We start from the raw sequence: 17,665 nt of genomic DNA on the forward strand, positions 1-17,665 counted from the left end.
ATGCTATTTAATTCATATGAGTTTATTTTTATATTTTTGCCACTTGTTTTTTTAGGCTATTTTGGATTAAATTTTTATAGATTAGTTAAGGCTTCAAAAGTTTTTTTAATACTTTCATCTCTATTTTTTTATGGATATTTTAACATCTTCTATCTACCACTTCTTTTACTTAGCATATTTTTTAATTACTATATGTCAATTTGTATTTCTAAATTTAAAAATAGAAAAATTTTGTTATTTGGTATATTTTTTAATATAATTTTGCTTGGGATTTTCAAATACACAGACTTTTTGATAGAAAATATAAATTTTTTATTTAATGTTGATTTGAAATTTTTAAATATCTTGCTACCGCTTGCCTTATCGTTTATAACTTTTCAACAAATCGCATTTTTAATAGATACCTACCATTCTAAAATTGAAAAGATAAATTTATTAGATTTTTCTTTATTTATCACGTTTTTTCCGCAACTCATCGCAGGACCAATTGTCCATCATAAAGAGATGATGCCGCAATTTTTTAACCTCAAAAATTCTATAATTAATCATAAAAATATCTGTGCTGGGCTGTTTATTTTTGCTATTGGATTATTTAAAAAAAGCGTGATAGCTGATAGTTTATCTAAAATAGCAAATGAAGGTTTTAACTCAGTTGAGATTTTAAATTTTACACAATCTTGGATAACTTCTTTGTCTTACACGTTTCAGCTATATTTTGATTTTTCCGGATATTGTGATATGGCAATTGGTATTGCACTTTTATTTAACATACGCCTACCTATAAATTTTAACTCGCCTTATAAAGCTACAAATATACAAGATTTTTGGAGAAGGTGGCACATGACCTTATCTAGATTTTTAAGAGATTATATTTACATACCACTTGGCGGAAATAAAATGGGGGAGGGGAGGACGTATTTTAATATTTTTATAGTATTTTTAATAGGTGGTTTGTGGCACGGAGCGAGTTGGAATTTTATATTTTGGGGATTTTTGCATGGAGTTGCTAATCTTATTTATAGATTATGGCTAAAAACTGGCATAAGATTAAATAAATTTATATCTTGGTTTATATTATTTAATTTTTTAAATATCACTTGGGTATTTTTTAGGGCTTCAAATTTTCAAAAAGCCATAGAGATATTATCAAGTATGTTAAATTTTAAAACAATTATTTTACCGATTGCTTTGAAAAAATACCTATATTTTTTAATAAATTTTGGCATTGAATTTGATGCTTTTTATTTGAAATTTAGTTTAAAAAACACAGCCATATTTTTATCTCTATCTTTTTTGATATGTTTTGTATTTAAAAATTCAACTCAAATATTAGATAAATTTAAAACAAATTTATACTTTTTATTTTTCACTCTACTTTGTCTGTATCTCGGGATAATTTTTATAGATGGTTATACTGAATTTCTATATTTTAATTTTTAAAAAAGGGTGATTATGAGAGCAAAAGTGTATTTAAAAATTTTATTTTTTTCATTTATAATTATCTTTATATCGTCATTTTTATTTATATATTTCAAGATAAAAACCTACGATGAAAATAGAGTTTATGATGTAAGAAAAATAGACAAATCTTACAGATTATCTCTAATTAATAACTATATAGATAAAAAATACCAAAAAAATTCCATTTTAATTCTAGGCGATAGCCAAACAAATGGAGATAGTTTTACATATCAATCTACCTTTGCTGGACTACTTTCTAAAAAACTAAATAAAAATGTAATAATATTAGCTTTTAAAGGTGCAAGAGTTTTGGATAATTACCAGATCGTAAAATATTTGATTAAACAAAAATATAAATTTGACGCAATTATTTTTGATGTAAATCAAGGTCATACAGGAGAGGTAAATCTTAAAAGACTTGATGCAAATAATAGCAAAGATTATACTTTTGAAATTTTATTTAATCAAAAATCTTTTTTAAACTTTATTTTTAACCCTAACCCCAAAAAAGACTCCAAGAAGTTACCGTTAAATTTATATAAACCTCATCATATGGGTAGTGCCTCTCATAAAGTAGAAAATGAAAAAATATATTTTCAAAATCTTTTAGCCCTTACAAATGAGATTAAACAAATCACTAAAAATATAGTATTCTACACCACGCCAAGACCTTGGAATAACTTCAAATTTAACTCACAAAACGATAAAGATATAATCAAAAATTTCAATCAATCAATCAAAAATTTTTGTAAAATTCAAAACATAACATATCTAGAACCAAAACTTTATGAAAATATTTTTTACATAGATATAGTGCATTTTAATAAAAAAGGTCATAAAGAGATGGCAAATTTACTAGAAAAAACTCTCAAAGATATGAAAATTAAGTAAAATATAGTATAATCTTGCATAAATTAAAAGGAAATTTATGAAACTAATAAGCACCCGAGATAAAACACAAAAAGTTGAGTTAAGCTACGCTCTTCTAAACCCTAGTGCAAATTTTGGCGGACTTTTTGTACCTGAGAATTTTCCAAAATTTGAAGAAGATTTTTTTCAAAAAGCACAAAATTTTAGTTATAAAAATTTAGCACTTGAGATTATAAAGAGTTTTGAATTTGATATAGATGAAGAAATTTTTAAAAAAGCATTAGATGCTTATGATAAATTTGATGATCAAAATTTACCTCTAAAGATAGATAAAATTTGTGAAAATTTATATATTAATGAGCTTTTTCACGGCCCAACTAGAGCCTTTAAAGATATGGCATTACAACCTTTTGGCGTAATAATCAATGAACTTGCAAAACTTAAAAATGAAAATTATCTAATAATTTGTGCTACTAGCGGAGATACAGGACCAGCCACTTTAAAAGCATTTGAAAACTCAAGTAATGTAAAAGTAGCTTGCCTATATCCAAAAGATGGAACGAGCGAGGTTCAAAAGCTTCAAATGACAAATATAAGTTCTAAAAATTTATTAAGCATAGGCATAAAAGGTAATTTTGACGATGCTCAAAAAGCCCTAAAAACAATGCTTAGCGATGATGAATTCAAAAATACGTTAAATAAAAACAATCTAAAATTAAGTGCTGCAAATTCAGTAAATTTTGGGCGGATTTTATTTCAAATCATCTATCACTTCTATGCTTATATCTATTTGTTAAAAAACGGTATTTTAGCAAAAGATGAAAGCTTTGATATCGTAGTTCCTAGTGGAAATTTTGGAAATGCTTTAGGGGCGTATTATGCTAAAAAAATGGGTGCAAAAATCGATAAAATAAAAATCGCTTCAAATCAAAATAATGTCTTAACATCCCTTTTTAACGACGGAATTTATGACTTAAGAGACAAAGAGTTGATTAAGACAATTAGCCCTGCTATGGATATTTTAATCTCTTCAAATGTTGAAAGGCTTTTATTTGATAAATTTGGCGACATCAAAACAAGAGAATTAATGCAAAATTTAAACGAAAAAAAATATTATGAAATACCGAAAATAGATGATTTTGAGGCTAAATTTTGCACTGATGAGGAGTGTGCAGACTTCATAAAAAAAATTTCAAAAACCGGCACTTTAATAGATCCTCACACTGCAACTTGTTTTAAATTTAAACCTCAAAAACCAACGATAATAACATCAACCGCACATTGGGTTAAATTTACACCATCTATGATAAATTCCATCAAAAATGCCCAAATAAACGATGAAAAATCCGATATGATTGAACTTGCAAAAGAGTTTAAAGATGAAATTCCAGATGAAATTTTAGATCTTTTTGATAAAAATTCAACTCAAAATCTAGTGGTTGAAAAAAGTGAAATTAAAAGTGCAATTTTAGATTGGATTAAAAAATGATAGTAATTCCTGCAAGATTAAAATCAACTCGTTTTGAAAATAAAATTTTAGCAAAAATTAATGGCGTAGAAATGTTTATAAAAACTGCTCAAAATGCAAAAAAAGTAGATGACGTCTTAATAGCAGTTGATGATAAGAGTGTTTTAGAAATAGCTAAGAATTACGGATTTAACGCGATTTTAACAAGCACTTCTCACAAAAGCGGAACTGATAGGATTAATGAGGCTGTATCAAAATTAAATTTAGATGATAAAGAAATTATCATAAATTTACAAGGAGATGAGCCATTTTTTGAGGTAGAAAATTTGGCTAAATTTAAAACTTTTGCTACAGATTCAATCAAAAATAATGCATTTATGGCAAGTGCTTATAAATTTATAAATGAAAATGAGGCTAAAAATCCTAATTTAGTAAAAGTAGTTTGCGATGATCTAGGTAGTGCGATTTATTTTTCACGATCAGTTATCCCATATCCAAGAGAGAGATTTAATGATTTTAAAGGGCATATTGGAATTTATGCTTATAGTGTTGAAAATTTACGTAAATTTTGCGAATTTAGAGAGAGTGTTTTAGAAAAAACGGAAAAATTAGAGCAACTTAGAGCTATATCAAATAATCAAAAAATAGCAATGTGTGAGCTAAAAACAAAAAGCATTGGTATAGATACAAAAGAGGATTTAGAATTGGCATTAAAAGTTTTATTATAAGTTAGACCCATCACTATAAAACCTTATAAATTTAGATAAAACTAAAAATACGAGCTTTACTAATCAAAATCCTTTAAATTAAATTCTAAAGTAATTTGACTAAAATAAAAATAGCGTGAAAAGATTTTCTAGGTAAATTTACCTAGAAAATTTATTTTTTTGAGATATCTTTTTCAATCCACTCTATAAATCTATCAAAAAACAGTTCAGTTTTAGGCATAAATCCTTGTCCAAAATGATAATCTGGATCAAGTGAAGTGATATAGTGATTTTTATATTTATAAATTATAGATTCGCCAATTTCATTGATTAGAATTTTCTCAGACCCTTTTGGTGCAATATATCCACCATGATAGTGCCATTTGCAATCAGATAAATCAAGTGTCTTAAAAAGTTCGTGATTTTCGTAAGGAAAAAGGCTCATATTTGCCCCTGGCATTATCCACCACCAAAAATTTACAGGATAGTCATTCCATTTTATATTAGGCAAATAGCTACTGTGGCTATCTCCAAGCGAAACTATATATCCACCATTTTTTGTAAATTCGTTAAGTTTTTCCTTGCTTTTACTTAAAATTTCATCACTGCATCTTGAAGCGATAACTAAATAATCAAACTTTGATATATCTTCATTTTCTAAATCAAATTGATAAATAACTTTATCAAAAAAGTTTTCATATTTAGCGTTTTTGTTTTTAAAGAAATTTAGATGATAGTTGCTTCCGCCCGTTATTATGGCGTTTTTTAGAGATTTATTTTTTTTGATATCGCTTAGTCTTTTTAAATGAACATTTTCTGAATTATCTAATTCTTTATATTTTGCAACCTCAAATTCAGGGTATTTTATATCGTTTTTATCAAGACTTACTATTTTTTGTAAAAACTTTAAAAAATTTATTCCCATTCTTCTTGAAGTTGTATTTTCAAAAATACCATAACTCAATAAACAGCTTCCAGCAGTATTGATAATCACTCCATTTGAAGACTTTGTATCAATATAGCAAATACACTCATCATAACAATCTTTCAAAACACAAAATGATCCAAGAGGTGGAATTATGTAGCCTCTATTAAAAAAGCCTTTAACGCCACGCCTATAATTCATATCGTACTCGCTAACTCCTTTAAAAATCTCAAAATCGCTCTCTTTAATAAATCTATCTTTTATAGAATACGGGCTTTGAATATATGGTTTTGCACCTGGTATTAAATCAAAATGATTTGAAGCAAAATTTACTAAAATTCCTCCATTTTGCAAATATTTATCAAATTTATTCCATACTTTTTTAAGATAAATTTCATCAATATCATTTGAAATGATTACAACATTAAATTCACATAAATCAAAATCATCATATAGCTTTACTAAATTTAAAGCATTTTTATAAAGTGCGTGATTTACCAAATTTATGCTCATACCCTTGCTTGAAGCAACAAATCCAACTTTTAAACCATCCCACTTTAAAAGTTCATCTAAATTTTCATAATAAATTTCCACTATACTGCCTTTATAAAATATTTTTTTTCATTTTTTATATCAAAATTTTTAATAATTATATCAACATCATAAATTTTTGATAAAATATCTTCGGTTATAATCTCGCTACTTTTACCAAAAATCGCACTCTCGCCTTTTTTCATAAGCAGGCTTTTATGTGAAATTTCGAGGGCGTGTTCAATGTAATGAGTGTTTAAAATGATAGAAATCCCATTGTTTGATAAATTTTGTATCGTTTTTAAAATCATAAGTTGATTTTTGAAATCTAAATTTGACTCAGGCTCATCCATTACTAAAATTTTAGGTTTTATAATCAAAGCTCTTGCAATTAAGCACATTTGAAGCTCGCCACCACTCATAGAGTGAGCCCACTTATCTTTAATATGTGACATATTGAGTCTATCAAGCAAGCTTTTTGCTTCATCATAATCGCTCTTACTAGGAGTTTTAAATGCGTTAAAACTTGCATTTTTTCCAAGCGTGATTAACTCAACTGCACTAAAATTTGCAAAAGTTCTCTTGACTTGAGGTACATAAGCTACATCACTCCAAAACTCTTTTAAATTAATATTTTTTGTATTTATATCATTTAAATAGCTTCTGCCACCTTTAAAATTTAAAAAATTTAACATACATTTAACAAGAGTTGTTTTTCCAACCCCATTTTGCCCCAAAATAGCTAAAACTTCACCTTTATTTACCTCAAAATTTACATTTTTAAAAATATAGTGATTCTTATCATAAAAAAAATTACCATCTCTTACTTCAAATTTCATATACCACCTCTTTTTCTAAGCAAATAGATAAATAGAGGTGCCCCAATTATAGCACTTAAAATTGAAACTGGAATTTCAGCATAACTTACACTTCTTGCAAAAGTATCTACAATTAAAAGCATTAAAGCTCCCATAAAAATACTTGATGGTATTAAATAAAGACTATTTTGTCCAAATATCATTCTTGCAATGTGTGGTGCTAGTAATCCTATCCAGCCAACTTGACCGCAAATTGCAACACTAGAAGCTGTTAGCATAGAAGCAAAAACTATAAAAATAAGTTGATAAGCTTTTAAATTTATGCCAAGAGATTTAATTTCATCATCACTTAAACTTAAAATATTTAATTTCCATCTAAGTAAAACTATAATAACCCCAGCTATCAAAATAAATGGAAGCGATAGTAAAATTGCCTTAAAACTTGCAGATGAAAGAGAACCAAGCAACCAAAAAGTTATCGTTGGCAATACATCTTGAGCATCAGCTACGTATTTACAAAGAGAAACTAAAGCACTAAAAATAGCTGAAATAATAATGCCTGATAAAATTATAGTAACTCTATCAGCACTATCTTTTATGATTGAGACTTTATAAGTTATGATTAAGGCTAAAATTCCAAAAAATATAGCAAAAATTTGTATATAAAATGATGATAAATTTAATAAAATCGCTAACACCGCTCCAAAACTCGCTCCACTAGCAACCCCTAAAGTATCAGGAGTCGCTAAAGGATTTGAGAAAAGATTTTGAAAAACAGCCCCACTTAAAGATAAACTTGCACCAACTAATAAAGCTAAGCAAATTCTAGGAAGCCTTATGTCAAAAATAACAATCTCTATCATCTCATCTTCTAAAGCTAAATTCATTAAATTTGCCCAAATTACCTCAAATGGAGTAAAAATATCATACTCATAGCGACCAATTCCAAGGCAAGCTATGCTTACAATAGCACAAATTACTACTAAAATAATTAGTTTTAATCTAAATTTCATACTTAAATTCACTTTAAATATTTCCAGCCTCTCTTGAAGGATTAAAAATAGAGTTTAATTCATCTTCAGCTAAATCAAGCCCAAAAAACTTCTTATAAAAATTTAAAGTCTCTTTTTTCATATCCAAGTCTTTAAAAATTTCAGGTTGATTGTGTTTTGCAAGCCACATTAAAGCAAGAGGTGCATCACTTGATGGCGGATACCATCTATACATTCCAAGCGGAAATTTATAAACTTTGCCATTTTTTACAGCTTTAATTTTTGTAAAGTCAAGTCCATTAATAGGCTTATTAAAATCTTCTGGCATAAATGGATTGAAATTTGTAATATAAATAATATCAGGATTAATTTTATAAAATTCCTCCAAATTCATCTCTTTTACGCCGTTATGCTTTGCTCCGTTTATTGCCCCTGTGGTATCAAGCCAATACTGAGAATAGTGATTTTTGCCATTAACCGTAAATTTTCCATCTCTATGGTGCATTATTATTAAAGCAACTGGGCGATCTTTAAGATTTTTAGTTTTTTCTAAAATTTTAGCTTCAGTCTCATAAGCAAAATCTATAATCTTTTGGGCTTGGCTATTTTTATTTGTAAGCTCTCCCATTAGTTTTATCCACTCATCAAATACTTTTAAAGGATTATTATTAAAAATAGAAGCTCCAAAACCAACATTTGGTATTTTGGCGTTAGTTAATTGCTCTTTATTGATTTTATTATCAGCATAGTAAAATACTGCATCTGGCTTTAATTTTAAAATTTCTTCTATATTTAAGCTATTGCCACCGCTATCATAAGCTGTGTTTATATTTACAACATCTGGATAAATTTTTGCTAAAAGCGAATGTTTTGCAGCAAGCATCGAAGATTTTGGAATTCCAACTAAATGTTTTGTTGTGCCATCAAATACCGCAAAAATCGATGGAATAGGATATCCAGAAGTTACAATAACTCTTTTGACTCTATCATCTATTTCTATCTCGTTTTGATTGTGATCGACTACAATTTTTGAATTTAAAAATGAAAAAGAAATAATCAAAATAAAAAAAACTTTTTTCAAATTTTTCTCCTTTAATAAAAAATAATTATGGTATTCTATATCAATATTACTTAAATTTCTATTAAGTTATGGTTTATGTTTTTAAAACATAATTTCTTATCTAATATGCTATTTAAGCAGTTTTACTAAGAGTATTTTGATCTTTTAAATTTGGAATAGAAAGTAAATATTTAATTTATTATTAAGATTTCTTATTGTAGAATTATTAGAATTAATTTTTATTATTAATATAAAAATTTAAATATTAATTTTTCCGGCAAGGAAGTGATATGAAAAAAATTTAATTTTTAGTAGCATTTTAGCTACTATTCTTTATGCAGAAAAAATTAAACTAGAATATATTAGGGTTGAAGCCAGTTTAAGTAATATAGAAAAAGAATTTCAAAGCAAAAGTGTTTCAATTATTAACAATTAAAATTTAAATAAACACTCAACAAGTGGCGACATACAAAGTGTTTTATCGTGGGTTCCTAGCATTGAGTATTCAAGAAGTGGTGGGATAAATGGACAGCTTAGTTTTCGTGGGCAAAATAGCAATAACGCTAGAAGTTTAAATTTAATTGATGGTGCAAGATATAGCGGTAGAACGACTTTGGAGTTTAATTTAATCGATCCAAATTCATTAGAAGCAGTTGAAGTCATAAGAGGCTCAGGAAGCTCTTTATATGGAAGTAGCGGGATGAATGGAGTTATAAATTTAAAATCAAGAAAATATAAAGGAGATATCAATAAACCTTTTAGTATGGAAGCTAAAGTTAGAAATTTAGGATATTCTAGTATAAATAACGGCTTTAATTCCAGAGTAGAAACACTTAGTGGTGGAGATGGTTTTGATGTTTTACTTAGACTTAGCAATAGAATCGGAAATAACTACGATACGCCAGATGGCAAGATAGAAAACAGCAAACACAAACATCTTGGCGTTGATTTAAATTTAGGCTATACTCATAACGACACAAGATATTATTTACAAGGTAGATATAATAAATCTACAACTCACAGAGGCGGCGGTTTAGGTGGTGCTCCTGGCAGCTTTGGCAATAAAAAGCTTATGAAAGAAGACCCTATAAAGGAGTATGATATTAAATTTGGATTTAAAACAAGTACATCTTTTGCTGATAAAGTTGATACTTTTATATATTATAGAGAATTTGATACTGATATTCATATAAAAACTCCAAAAGCAAAAGTTCATCAAAAGTTTATAATACCCAAATAATAGGTGGTGCAAGTAGATTTATCTCAACTATAGAAAACCACGAACTTGGATATGGGATTGATTTTTTATCTAGTATTTGGCATACACCAAAGGTTAAAAAAACAACAGTTTTAGCAAACAGCAAGACAAAATTTGAAGTATTAGACAGACCTTGGGATATGACAAATATCGGCGTGTATTTAAAAGATGATTATTTTGCAACTGATAATTTAATGCTAAGTGGAGCTTTAAGATATGACTACTTTTATAGTAAAATAGGCAAACGAAGAGCTTCAGACGAAAGACCAGAAACTTCAAAAGTACTTGATAATGCTTCATCTAAAACCCAAAATATACTAACAAGATCAATTAGTACCGTTTATTTTCTAAATGAGAATTTCAGCCTAGCTGCTAATATTAGCCATAACTTTAAAGCAGCCAAGCCATCTCAAATGATGCAAGCAACCCCAGCAGGAACGGGCGATAATCCAACTATTCCAAATATAGATTTATCTAATAAAACATCTCAAACTTACGAACTTGGTTTAAGATATAGTAATGCAAATTCTTTTGTAGGATTAACTGGTTTTTATACGAAGTAGATGATATGATTAACCTTGTAAATTTACCAAATTTAGGTAAAAACAGTATCAAAATGTCGGTAGTGCTTATATAACAGGGACTGAATTAGAGGGTAGTCATATGTTTAATAAATTAAATTAAATTTATATTATAGTGCTGCTTATATTTATGGACAAAACAAAACAAAAGATAAACCTCTATCATATATAGCTCCATTTAACGCTAAAATAGCACTTAGTTATGATACTGAGTTTGCTGAATTTGGCATAAAAGAGAGAATTTACATAGGCAAAAATAGGATAGATGATTCTACTGAGTGAAAAACTAACTCTTATGCGATGACAGATATTTATGCAGATATAAAGCTTAATAAATTTTTTAGCGGTGCAGATGATATGTATTTGACAGTTGGTATTGATAATTTTTTTGATAAAAAGGTGTAAATCCAACAACTTATAAAGATATAAAAAATCCTATAAGCAAAACTAATCCTTTATTAGAGCCAAGCAGAAGTTTTTATATAAAATTTAGATATGATTATTAATTTTATGAATAACAAATTTAAAGCTTATTTCTCATAATAAGCTTTAAATTTAGTAGGCTTTGATAAAGTTTTCGTAAAAGCAATATAATTTATTATATTAATGCCAAATCTTTAAAAATCAATTTTAGATACATTACAATCCCTAAATTTCACATCTAAATATATTTCATTAAACTATATTAAAATCCTTTTTGTATTAAAGATTACTCATATAATTTTATTAAGCAAAAATTTCATTAACACTATAAAATATCGTAAGATTAAAAATTTCAAATTTATTCTTTATTTTTAAAAATCTATACAACACACCTCATCTCAAATTCTATTTTAATAAAAATTAATTTAAAATTTGCCACTATTATTTGTATGCTTACAAATCATTAAGATTTTAAAAATATTTTTTATCTTTTGGTTTTTAAATTTTATTTAATATATTTTCTAGCTTATTTTTCAACTCATCTACATTTTTAACGCTTATAATTTGCTCATCTTTTAACTCTTTTTGATCTTTAAAAAACACTAAAGATGGTGGCCCATAAACATTAAATTTACTCATTAATTCCAAGTCATCATCACTATTTTTAGTAACATCTATTTTTACAAGCTCAAAATGACTCAAAATATCTTGCAAATTTGGATCTTTTAAAATTTTATCTAATTCTTTACAATTAACACACCAACTAGCCCAAAAATCAACAATAACTGGCTTTTTAGCATTTTTAATAAAATCATCTAGCTCTTTTATGGTTGAAATTTTTGTAAAATTTAGTGATGATTTAGGATGTGAAATTTCGCTTAAAAGTGGCTTTGTAAGACTTGTAGAGCCATTAGTAAAACCAATTATTAAAATTAAAGAATATATAAAAACAATCAAACTAAAACTTAGTTTTATCCTCCAAAAATCACTCTCTTTAAAACTATTTGGCAACATAAAAACAGCAAAAATTATGCCTAAAATTCCATAAAAAAGCAAAGATAAATTATCACCAATAACCCTAGAAGCTATCCAAACCGCCATAAAAAGCATAATAAAACCAAAAATTTTACTAATTTGATTCATCCAAAAACCAGGCTTTGGCATAAATTTACCAGCACCAAGACCAACGATTAAAAGAGGAACTCCCATCCCAAAACTCATAATAAACAAACTAAGACCACCTAAAAGCAAATCTCCAGTTTTTGAAATATAAAGCAAAGCTCCAGCTAAAGGGGCTGCAACACAAGGACCAACTATCAATGCTGATAAGAATCCCATTATAAAAACGCCAAGCAAGCCACTATGATTTTCGCTTTTTTTATTAATTTTATTTTGCAAAAAAGCTGGAAGCTGAATTTGATAAAATCCAAACATACTAAAAGCAAGTATTACAAAAACTAAAGCAAACCCTATCAAAACAGTAGGAATTTGTAAAAAGCTTTGTAAATTTGCCCCTAAAAAGCTAGCTAAAATCCCAGCTATGGCATATGTTAAAGACATTGCAAAAACATAAATAAAACTTATAAAAAAACTTTTTTTGATATTTGCGTCTTGTCCGCACTTTGCAACGATTATTGATGATAGTATTGGAATCATCGGAAAAACACAAGGCGTGAGTGATAAAAGCAAACCATATCCAAAAAATGTAATTAAAGTTAAAATAAATCCTTTGTTTTCGATATTTATAGCGATTTCATCCTGATTTAATGAACCTTTTTTTACACTTGATGGTTGATAATTTGAAGATGTATTTTTAGAATTATTAATTTTTGAAATTTGATAGCTATTTAAAAATTTAGTAAATGAATATACTAAATTTTGCGGACTATAACAAAAACCATCTAAAGAACAACCAGTATAATTGATATTAATATTAAATTTATCTAAATTTGCACTGCTTGAAATAAGACCAAATGGAACTAAAATTTGAAATTTTGACACATATACTTGATTTGATTTATACTCTTTTTTCTTTGGCAAATTTAGCAATTCGGTTATATCTTCTTGCCCAAGCAAAATGCTAAATTTATCGCTATAAATATAGACATTTTCATTTACATTAAAATCAAAAATTACTCCATTAGAGCTAACGCTAGCGTCAATCTTAAAAGCTTCGTCTGTTCTTAAAGGCTCCGCATTTAATATATTAAACATAAATAAAATCAATAATAAAATCTTTTTCAATTTAATTCCTTAAAAATATTTTTCGTATTGTAACTTGATTGTTTTAATGCATTTGTAAAATTTATTAAATTTTACAATTATAAAAATATAATGATTTTATGAATTTTTTAAATAAAGCCAGTAAATTTAGCCTATTAAAATATTATTTCGATAAATATATTTTACACTTTTTAATTTTATGATTTTTATTAAATTATACTAAATTTTAGTTGGGTTTATTAAATATAGTATAAGCTTTTTTATATAGTAAAATTATATAAAATCCATAATTGTGTTTTTATAAAAATTTCTTTCTCAATAGCCAAATTTTAATCAAATTTTTTATTTTATCAGTTTTAAAACCATAATACCCACAAAAATGATGCGGTAAATCATCTATAATAACACTCTATTATCGTCCTTTAGATTTCGTATTTGCTTCAAGCTATTAGCTTTCACATATAAAAAATTTAGCATCATACAAAAGCCCAATATTATTTAATTTATAAACACCAATAAAATACAACCAAAACCTCCGCACTTCATAACTATGAGAGATTATTGTGCTTTTAATCTTAGAAGAACCATTATTTTCCTTGCTTATAAATGAAATTTTATAAAAAGCAATAGTAGAAATTTATTAAAACCGATAAAAACAATCTAATTTTTTCTTATCCAAAAGATTAAAAAAACAATAAAAAATATAAATGATAAAAAAAATATATCAAAAGAAAAATCGCCACTTCCATAAATGCTAAGTCAAAAAAACAAGCTTATAAAAAATAAATTAAATAAAGAAATGATATAAGTAAAAACTTTTTTATTTTAAATTTAAAGGCGTAAAATTTACGCCTTAATTTTACTCTACTTCAGCATCGATTACATCATCATCGGCTTTTTTATTATCGCCTTGGGCTTTATTTGCATTTTGCTCATTACTAGCTGCTGCTTTATACATCTCTTCAGCCACTTTGCTTAGAGCTTCAACTTTGCTCTTTATAGCTTCTTTTGTAGCATTTTCATCTTTTAAAACTTCTTTTAAGTCATTTAAAGCACTTTCAATATTTCCTCTAACATCGCTTGGTATTTTTTCACCCATCTCATTTAGAGTTTTTTCGGTTTGATGTGCTATAGAATCAGCCTGATTTCTAATTTCAACTAGCTCTTTTCTTTTACTATCTTCTTCTTTGTGAAGCTCAGCATCTTTTACCATTTTTTCTATTTCAGCATCACTTAGCCCGCTCGAACCTGTGATTTTAATATCAGTTTCTTTACCAGTTGCTTTATCTTTAGCTGAAACTGTTAAAATTCCATTTGCGTCTATATCAAACTGAACTTCAATTTGTGGTACTCCACGTGGTGCTGGCATAATGCCTTCAAGATTAAAATTACCCAAAGATTTATTATCTTTTGCAAATTCTCTCTCACCTTGTAAAACATTTATGGTAACTGCACTTTGATTATCTTCAGCAGTTGAGAAAATTTGTGACTTTTTAGTTGGTATAGTTGTGCCTTTTTCGATAACTTTTGTCATAACTCCACCTAAAGTCTCAATCCCAAGGCTAAGAGGCGTAACATCAAGTAAAAGCACATTTTTAACATCTCCTTTTATAACAGCACCTTGAATAGCAGCCCCAATTGCTACAACCTCATCAGGATTTACTGATTTATTAAGATCTTTTCCTCCAAAAGCTTTTTGCACCTCTTCATTTACTAGTGGAACACGAGTTGAACCACCAACCATAACTACATCTGCTATATCAGAGTTGCTAACTCCAGCATCACCCATTACGCTTTTTAATGTTTTTATAGTTTTTGCAACTAAGTCTTCAATCATACTTTCAAATTTAGCTCTAGTTAGGGTTTTTGTTAGGTGTTTTGGACCAGTCGCATCAGCTGTGATAAATGGTAAATTTATAGTCGTTTCCATTGCAGATGATAGCTCTTTTTTAGCATTTTCAGCCGCTTCTTTTAAACGTTGCATAGCCATAACATCATTTTTTAAATCAATCCCGCTTTCACCTTTAAACTCACTTAAAAGCCAATCAATTAATCTATTATCAAAGTCATCTCCGCCTAAAAATGCATCTCCGCCTGTTGATAAAACCTCAACCACATTATCACCAGTTTCAAGCACAGTAACATCAAATGTTCCACCGCCCAAATCATAAACCACAATTTTTTCACTCTCTTTTTTATCAAGCCCATAAGCTAAAGCTGCTGCTGTTGGTTCATTAACGATTCTTAAAACATTAAGCCCTGCTATAGTTCCTGCTTCTTTTGTTGCTTTTCTTTGACTATCATTAAAATAAGCAGGCACAGTAATAACAGCATCAACTACGCTTTCGCCCAAATAACTCTCAGCATCTTCTTTTAGCTTCATTAAAACCTTCGCTGAAATTTCTTGTGGGGTATAAATTTTACCATCCATTTCAACTGCAGCTGCACCATTTCTATCCACTACTTTATAAGGAAGGCGTTTTTGTGCTTCTTTGGCATTTTCTTCATTCATCATCAAGCCCATTATTCTTTTTATGGAATAAATCGTCTTTGCTGGATTTGTGATAGCTTGACGTTTTGCTGTATCGCCAACTAAAATTTCGCCCTTGTCTGTAAAAGCAACAATTGATGGAGTTGTATTTTTACCCTCTTTATTTGGGATAATTTTACTTTCGCCTCTTTCGTGAATCGCAACTGCTGAATTTGTTGTACCTAAATCAATTCCTATAACTTTACTCATTTTTTCTCCTTAAATTTTAATTAATTATTTTACCACTACAACCATTGCTGGTCTTAAAACTCTATCTTTATATAGATAACCTTTTTGATAAATTTGAGCTATATCACCACTTTCTTTATTCTCTACTTCAATTTGAGAGATAGCATTATGGATATTTGGGTCAAATTTACCATCTGATTTGATTTGAGTTATGCCATATTTTTCAAAACTACTTAAAAGCATTTGAACGCATTGATTAACTCCATCTTTCATATTTTTAGCAAATTCATTATCTCCTACTTCTATCTTTAAAGCCTCTTCTAAAGCATCAATTATAGGTAGCATATCTTTTGCAAAGCTCTCGCTTGCATAGCTTACTGCCATAATTTTTTCTTTTTCAAGGCGTTTTTTGATATTCTCAAAATCTGCATTTGCCCTGTAAAATTTATCTGTAATTTGACTTAATTCCTCCTGAAGCTTTTGAATTTGAACGTCATTTTTGTCCAAATTTTTTTCTTGATTTAAACTCTCGTTAAATTTTTGCTCTTCATCGATATCATCAATATTTTTAGAACTATTTATATCATCATTCATTTACGCTGCCTCCATTATTTGATTAAAAAATTTATCATAATTTTCATAAACACTACCCGCACAAAACATAGTAGCGTCTGTATTTTTATAGAAAATTCTTCTTTTTATCCCCATAAAGCCTGGTTCAAAAAGAGGTGAAAATGCTAAATTTTTATTAAATTTAGTGGTAATGTTTGGATCTAAAAGCATTTTAAATCTCTTGTCATTATATATATCAAAAATCACATCCTCATTTGAAATAAAAACAATCTTTGATCTTTTTAACTCCAAAATTTTGGATTTTAAAATGCTAAGCCCAACTTGAGTTGAAATTTCTTCAAGTTCTTTTAGACTAACACCTACTAAATTTAATAAAAAATTAAAAATTCTACTATCAAATTTTAAAACCAACTCATCATTATCAAAATTTAAAATTATAAATCTATCTCTGAAATTTAAAACTTCCCTTAAAATTTCGTCATCAGATGTAAAAATCATACAATAAATTTTAAAATTATCAAAAATTTTACTAAGCAAAAATTCATCGTTAATATAAATTTTTTCTTTAAATTTAAGTTTTTCCTCCCAATATTTTTTCATAGTCAAAAAAGTTGGTATACGACCACCGCTTATGTGAAGTTGTTTTAAAGCACCTTCATCACTGAGTTTTTTAAAATAAACTCTAATTGTTGAAGCAGGAATCAAACCCTCCATCCTAAGACCCAAATCACTAGAGCCAATCGGAGAATTTTCACTCAAGTAAGCTTCAATAATATAATTTAATATCAACCCTCTTTTGTCTATTTTCATTTTTTACCTTTTATAAATTAGCACTCTTTTATTTAAACTGCTAAGTGTATTATACAATATGAGTGCAATAATGTCAAGGATTTTTATATAAAAATTTTAATTTTCTATCAATATAACAAAACAAGATAAAAACAATTAATAAGATAAAAGAATTTAAGTGATATTGGCTAAAATGACAAAAATTTACAATACGAAATTAAAATAAGATGATATATTTAAGTATAATGGCCGGAAGATAGGGATTCG

Annotated in this window: 14 protein-coding genes; 6 read left to right on the forward strand and 8 right to left on the reverse strand. The window is 27.7% G+C overall.

The features are described from left to right. Genes F1B92_RS05470 through kdsB form a run of 4 tightly spaced genes read left to right on the forward strand, consistent with a single transcriptional unit; the run spans position 1 to position 4,527 of the window. Entirely contained in the window at positions 1-1,440 is a 1,440-nt protein-coding gene (locus F1B92_RS05470) for an MBOAT family O-acyltransferase (protein WP_154570863.1), read from the forward strand. A gap of 12 nt (positions 1,441-1,452) precedes the next feature. Continuing rightward, positions 1,453-2,352 carry an SGNH/GDSL hydrolase family protein gene (locus tag F1B92_RS05475; RefSeq protein ID WP_154570864.1) on the forward strand — a complete coding sequence of 300 codons (900 nt, stop codon included), beginning with the start codon at positions 1,453-1,455 and terminating at the stop codon, positions 2,350-2,352. A 37-nt stretch (positions 2,353-2,389) separates the two neighbouring features. Next, entirely contained in the window at positions 2,390-3,820 is a 1,431-nt protein-coding gene (gene thrC / locus F1B92_RS05480; RefSeq protein ID WP_154570865.1) for a threonine synthase, read from the forward strand. After that, a complete protein-coding gene (gene kdsB / locus F1B92_RS05485; RefSeq protein WP_154570866.1) occupies positions 3,817-4,527 on the forward strand; it encodes a 3-deoxy-manno-octulosonate cytidylyltransferase in 711 nt (236 codons plus the stop codon). The genes thrC and kdsB overlap by 4 nt, the downstream gene beginning before the upstream one ends. Before the next feature lie 151 nt (positions 4,528-4,678). Here the strand turns inward: kdsB and F1B92_RS05490 are convergent, their stop codons facing one another. From F1B92_RS05490 to F1B92_RS05505, 4 genes are read right to left on the reverse strand one after another with little or no spacing between them, the layout of a single operon-like run. Continuing rightward, positions 4,679-6,025: a hypothetical protein gene (locus tag F1B92_RS05490; protein WP_154570867.1), complete on the reverse strand. Its 1,347-nt coding sequence runs from the start codon at positions 6,023-6,025 to the stop codon at positions 4,679-4,681. After that, positions 6,025-6,801, reverse strand: coding sequence for an ABC transporter ATP-binding protein (locus tag F1B92_RS05495; RefSeq protein ID WP_154570868.1), 777 nt, complete (start codon positions 6,799-6,801; stop codon positions 6,025-6,027). Before F1B92_RS05495 ends, F1B92_RS05490 begins: the two co-directional genes overlap by 1 nt. Then, on the reverse strand, positions 6,798-7,793 hold the full coding sequence (locus tag F1B92_RS05500; protein WP_154570869.1) for a FecCD family ABC transporter permease: 996 nt from the start codon (positions 7,791-7,793) through the stop codon (positions 6,798-6,800). The genes F1B92_RS05495 and F1B92_RS05500 overlap by 4 nt, the downstream gene beginning before the upstream one ends. A 13-nt stretch (positions 7,794-7,806) precedes the next feature. Continuing rightward, the gene (locus F1B92_RS05505) at positions 7,807-8,853 is read right to left on the reverse strand and encodes an ABC transporter substrate-binding protein (RefSeq protein ID WP_154570870.1); all 1,047 of its coding nucleotides are present in this window, start codon (positions 8,851-8,853) and stop codon (positions 7,807-7,809) included. Between the two features lie 445 nt (positions 8,854-9,298). On the opposite strand from F1B92_RS05505, the gene F1B92_RS05510 reads away from it, so the two are divergent. Next, on the forward strand, positions 9,299-10,072 hold the full coding sequence (locus tag F1B92_RS05510; protein WP_326833107.1) for a TonB-dependent receptor plug domain-containing protein: 774 nt from the start codon (positions 9,299-9,301) through the stop codon (positions 10,070-10,072). 29 nt (positions 10,073-10,101) lie between these two features. After that, positions 10,102-10,653, forward strand: coding sequence for a TonB-dependent receptor (locus F1B92_RS05515; RefSeq protein WP_326833108.1), 552 nt, complete (start codon positions 10,102-10,104; stop codon positions 10,651-10,653). Positions 10,654-11,592: 939 nt separating this feature from the next. On the opposite strand, the gene dsbD is transcribed toward F1B92_RS05515, so the two are convergent. The 4 genes from dsbD to F1B92_RS05535 all read right to left on the reverse strand — a co-directional run bounded on the left by dsbD (position 11,593) and on the right by F1B92_RS05535 (position 17,419). Continuing rightward, positions 11,593-13,338: a protein-disulfide reductase DsbD gene (gene dsbD / locus F1B92_RS05520; protein WP_229770945.1), complete on the reverse strand. Its 1,746-nt coding sequence runs from the start codon at positions 13,336-13,338 to the stop codon at positions 11,593-11,595. A gap of 838 nt (positions 13,339-14,176) precedes the next feature. After that, positions 14,177-16,057 (reverse strand): molecular chaperone DnaK, encoded by a 1,881-nt coding sequence (dnaK, locus tag F1B92_RS05525; RefSeq protein WP_154570873.1) that lies wholly within the window; start codon positions 16,055-16,057, stop codon positions 14,177-14,179. 24 nt (positions 16,058-16,081) lie between these two features. Continuing rightward, entirely contained in the window at positions 16,082-16,630 is a 549-nt protein-coding gene (gene grpE, locus F1B92_RS05530) for a nucleotide exchange factor GrpE (RefSeq protein ID WP_154570874.1), read from the reverse strand. Then, on the reverse strand, positions 16,631-17,419 hold the full coding sequence (locus tag F1B92_RS05535) for an HrcA family transcriptional regulator (RefSeq protein WP_154570875.1): 789 nt from the start codon (positions 17,417-17,419) through the stop codon (positions 16,631-16,633). Between the last annotated feature and the right edge of the window lie 246 nt (positions 17,420-17,665).

Origin of the sequence: Campylobacter portucalensis (assembly GCF_009690845.1) — a bacterium.
Lineage (GTDB): Bacteria > Campylobacterota > Campylobacteria > Campylobacterales > Campylobacteraceae > Campylobacter_B > Campylobacter_B portucalensis.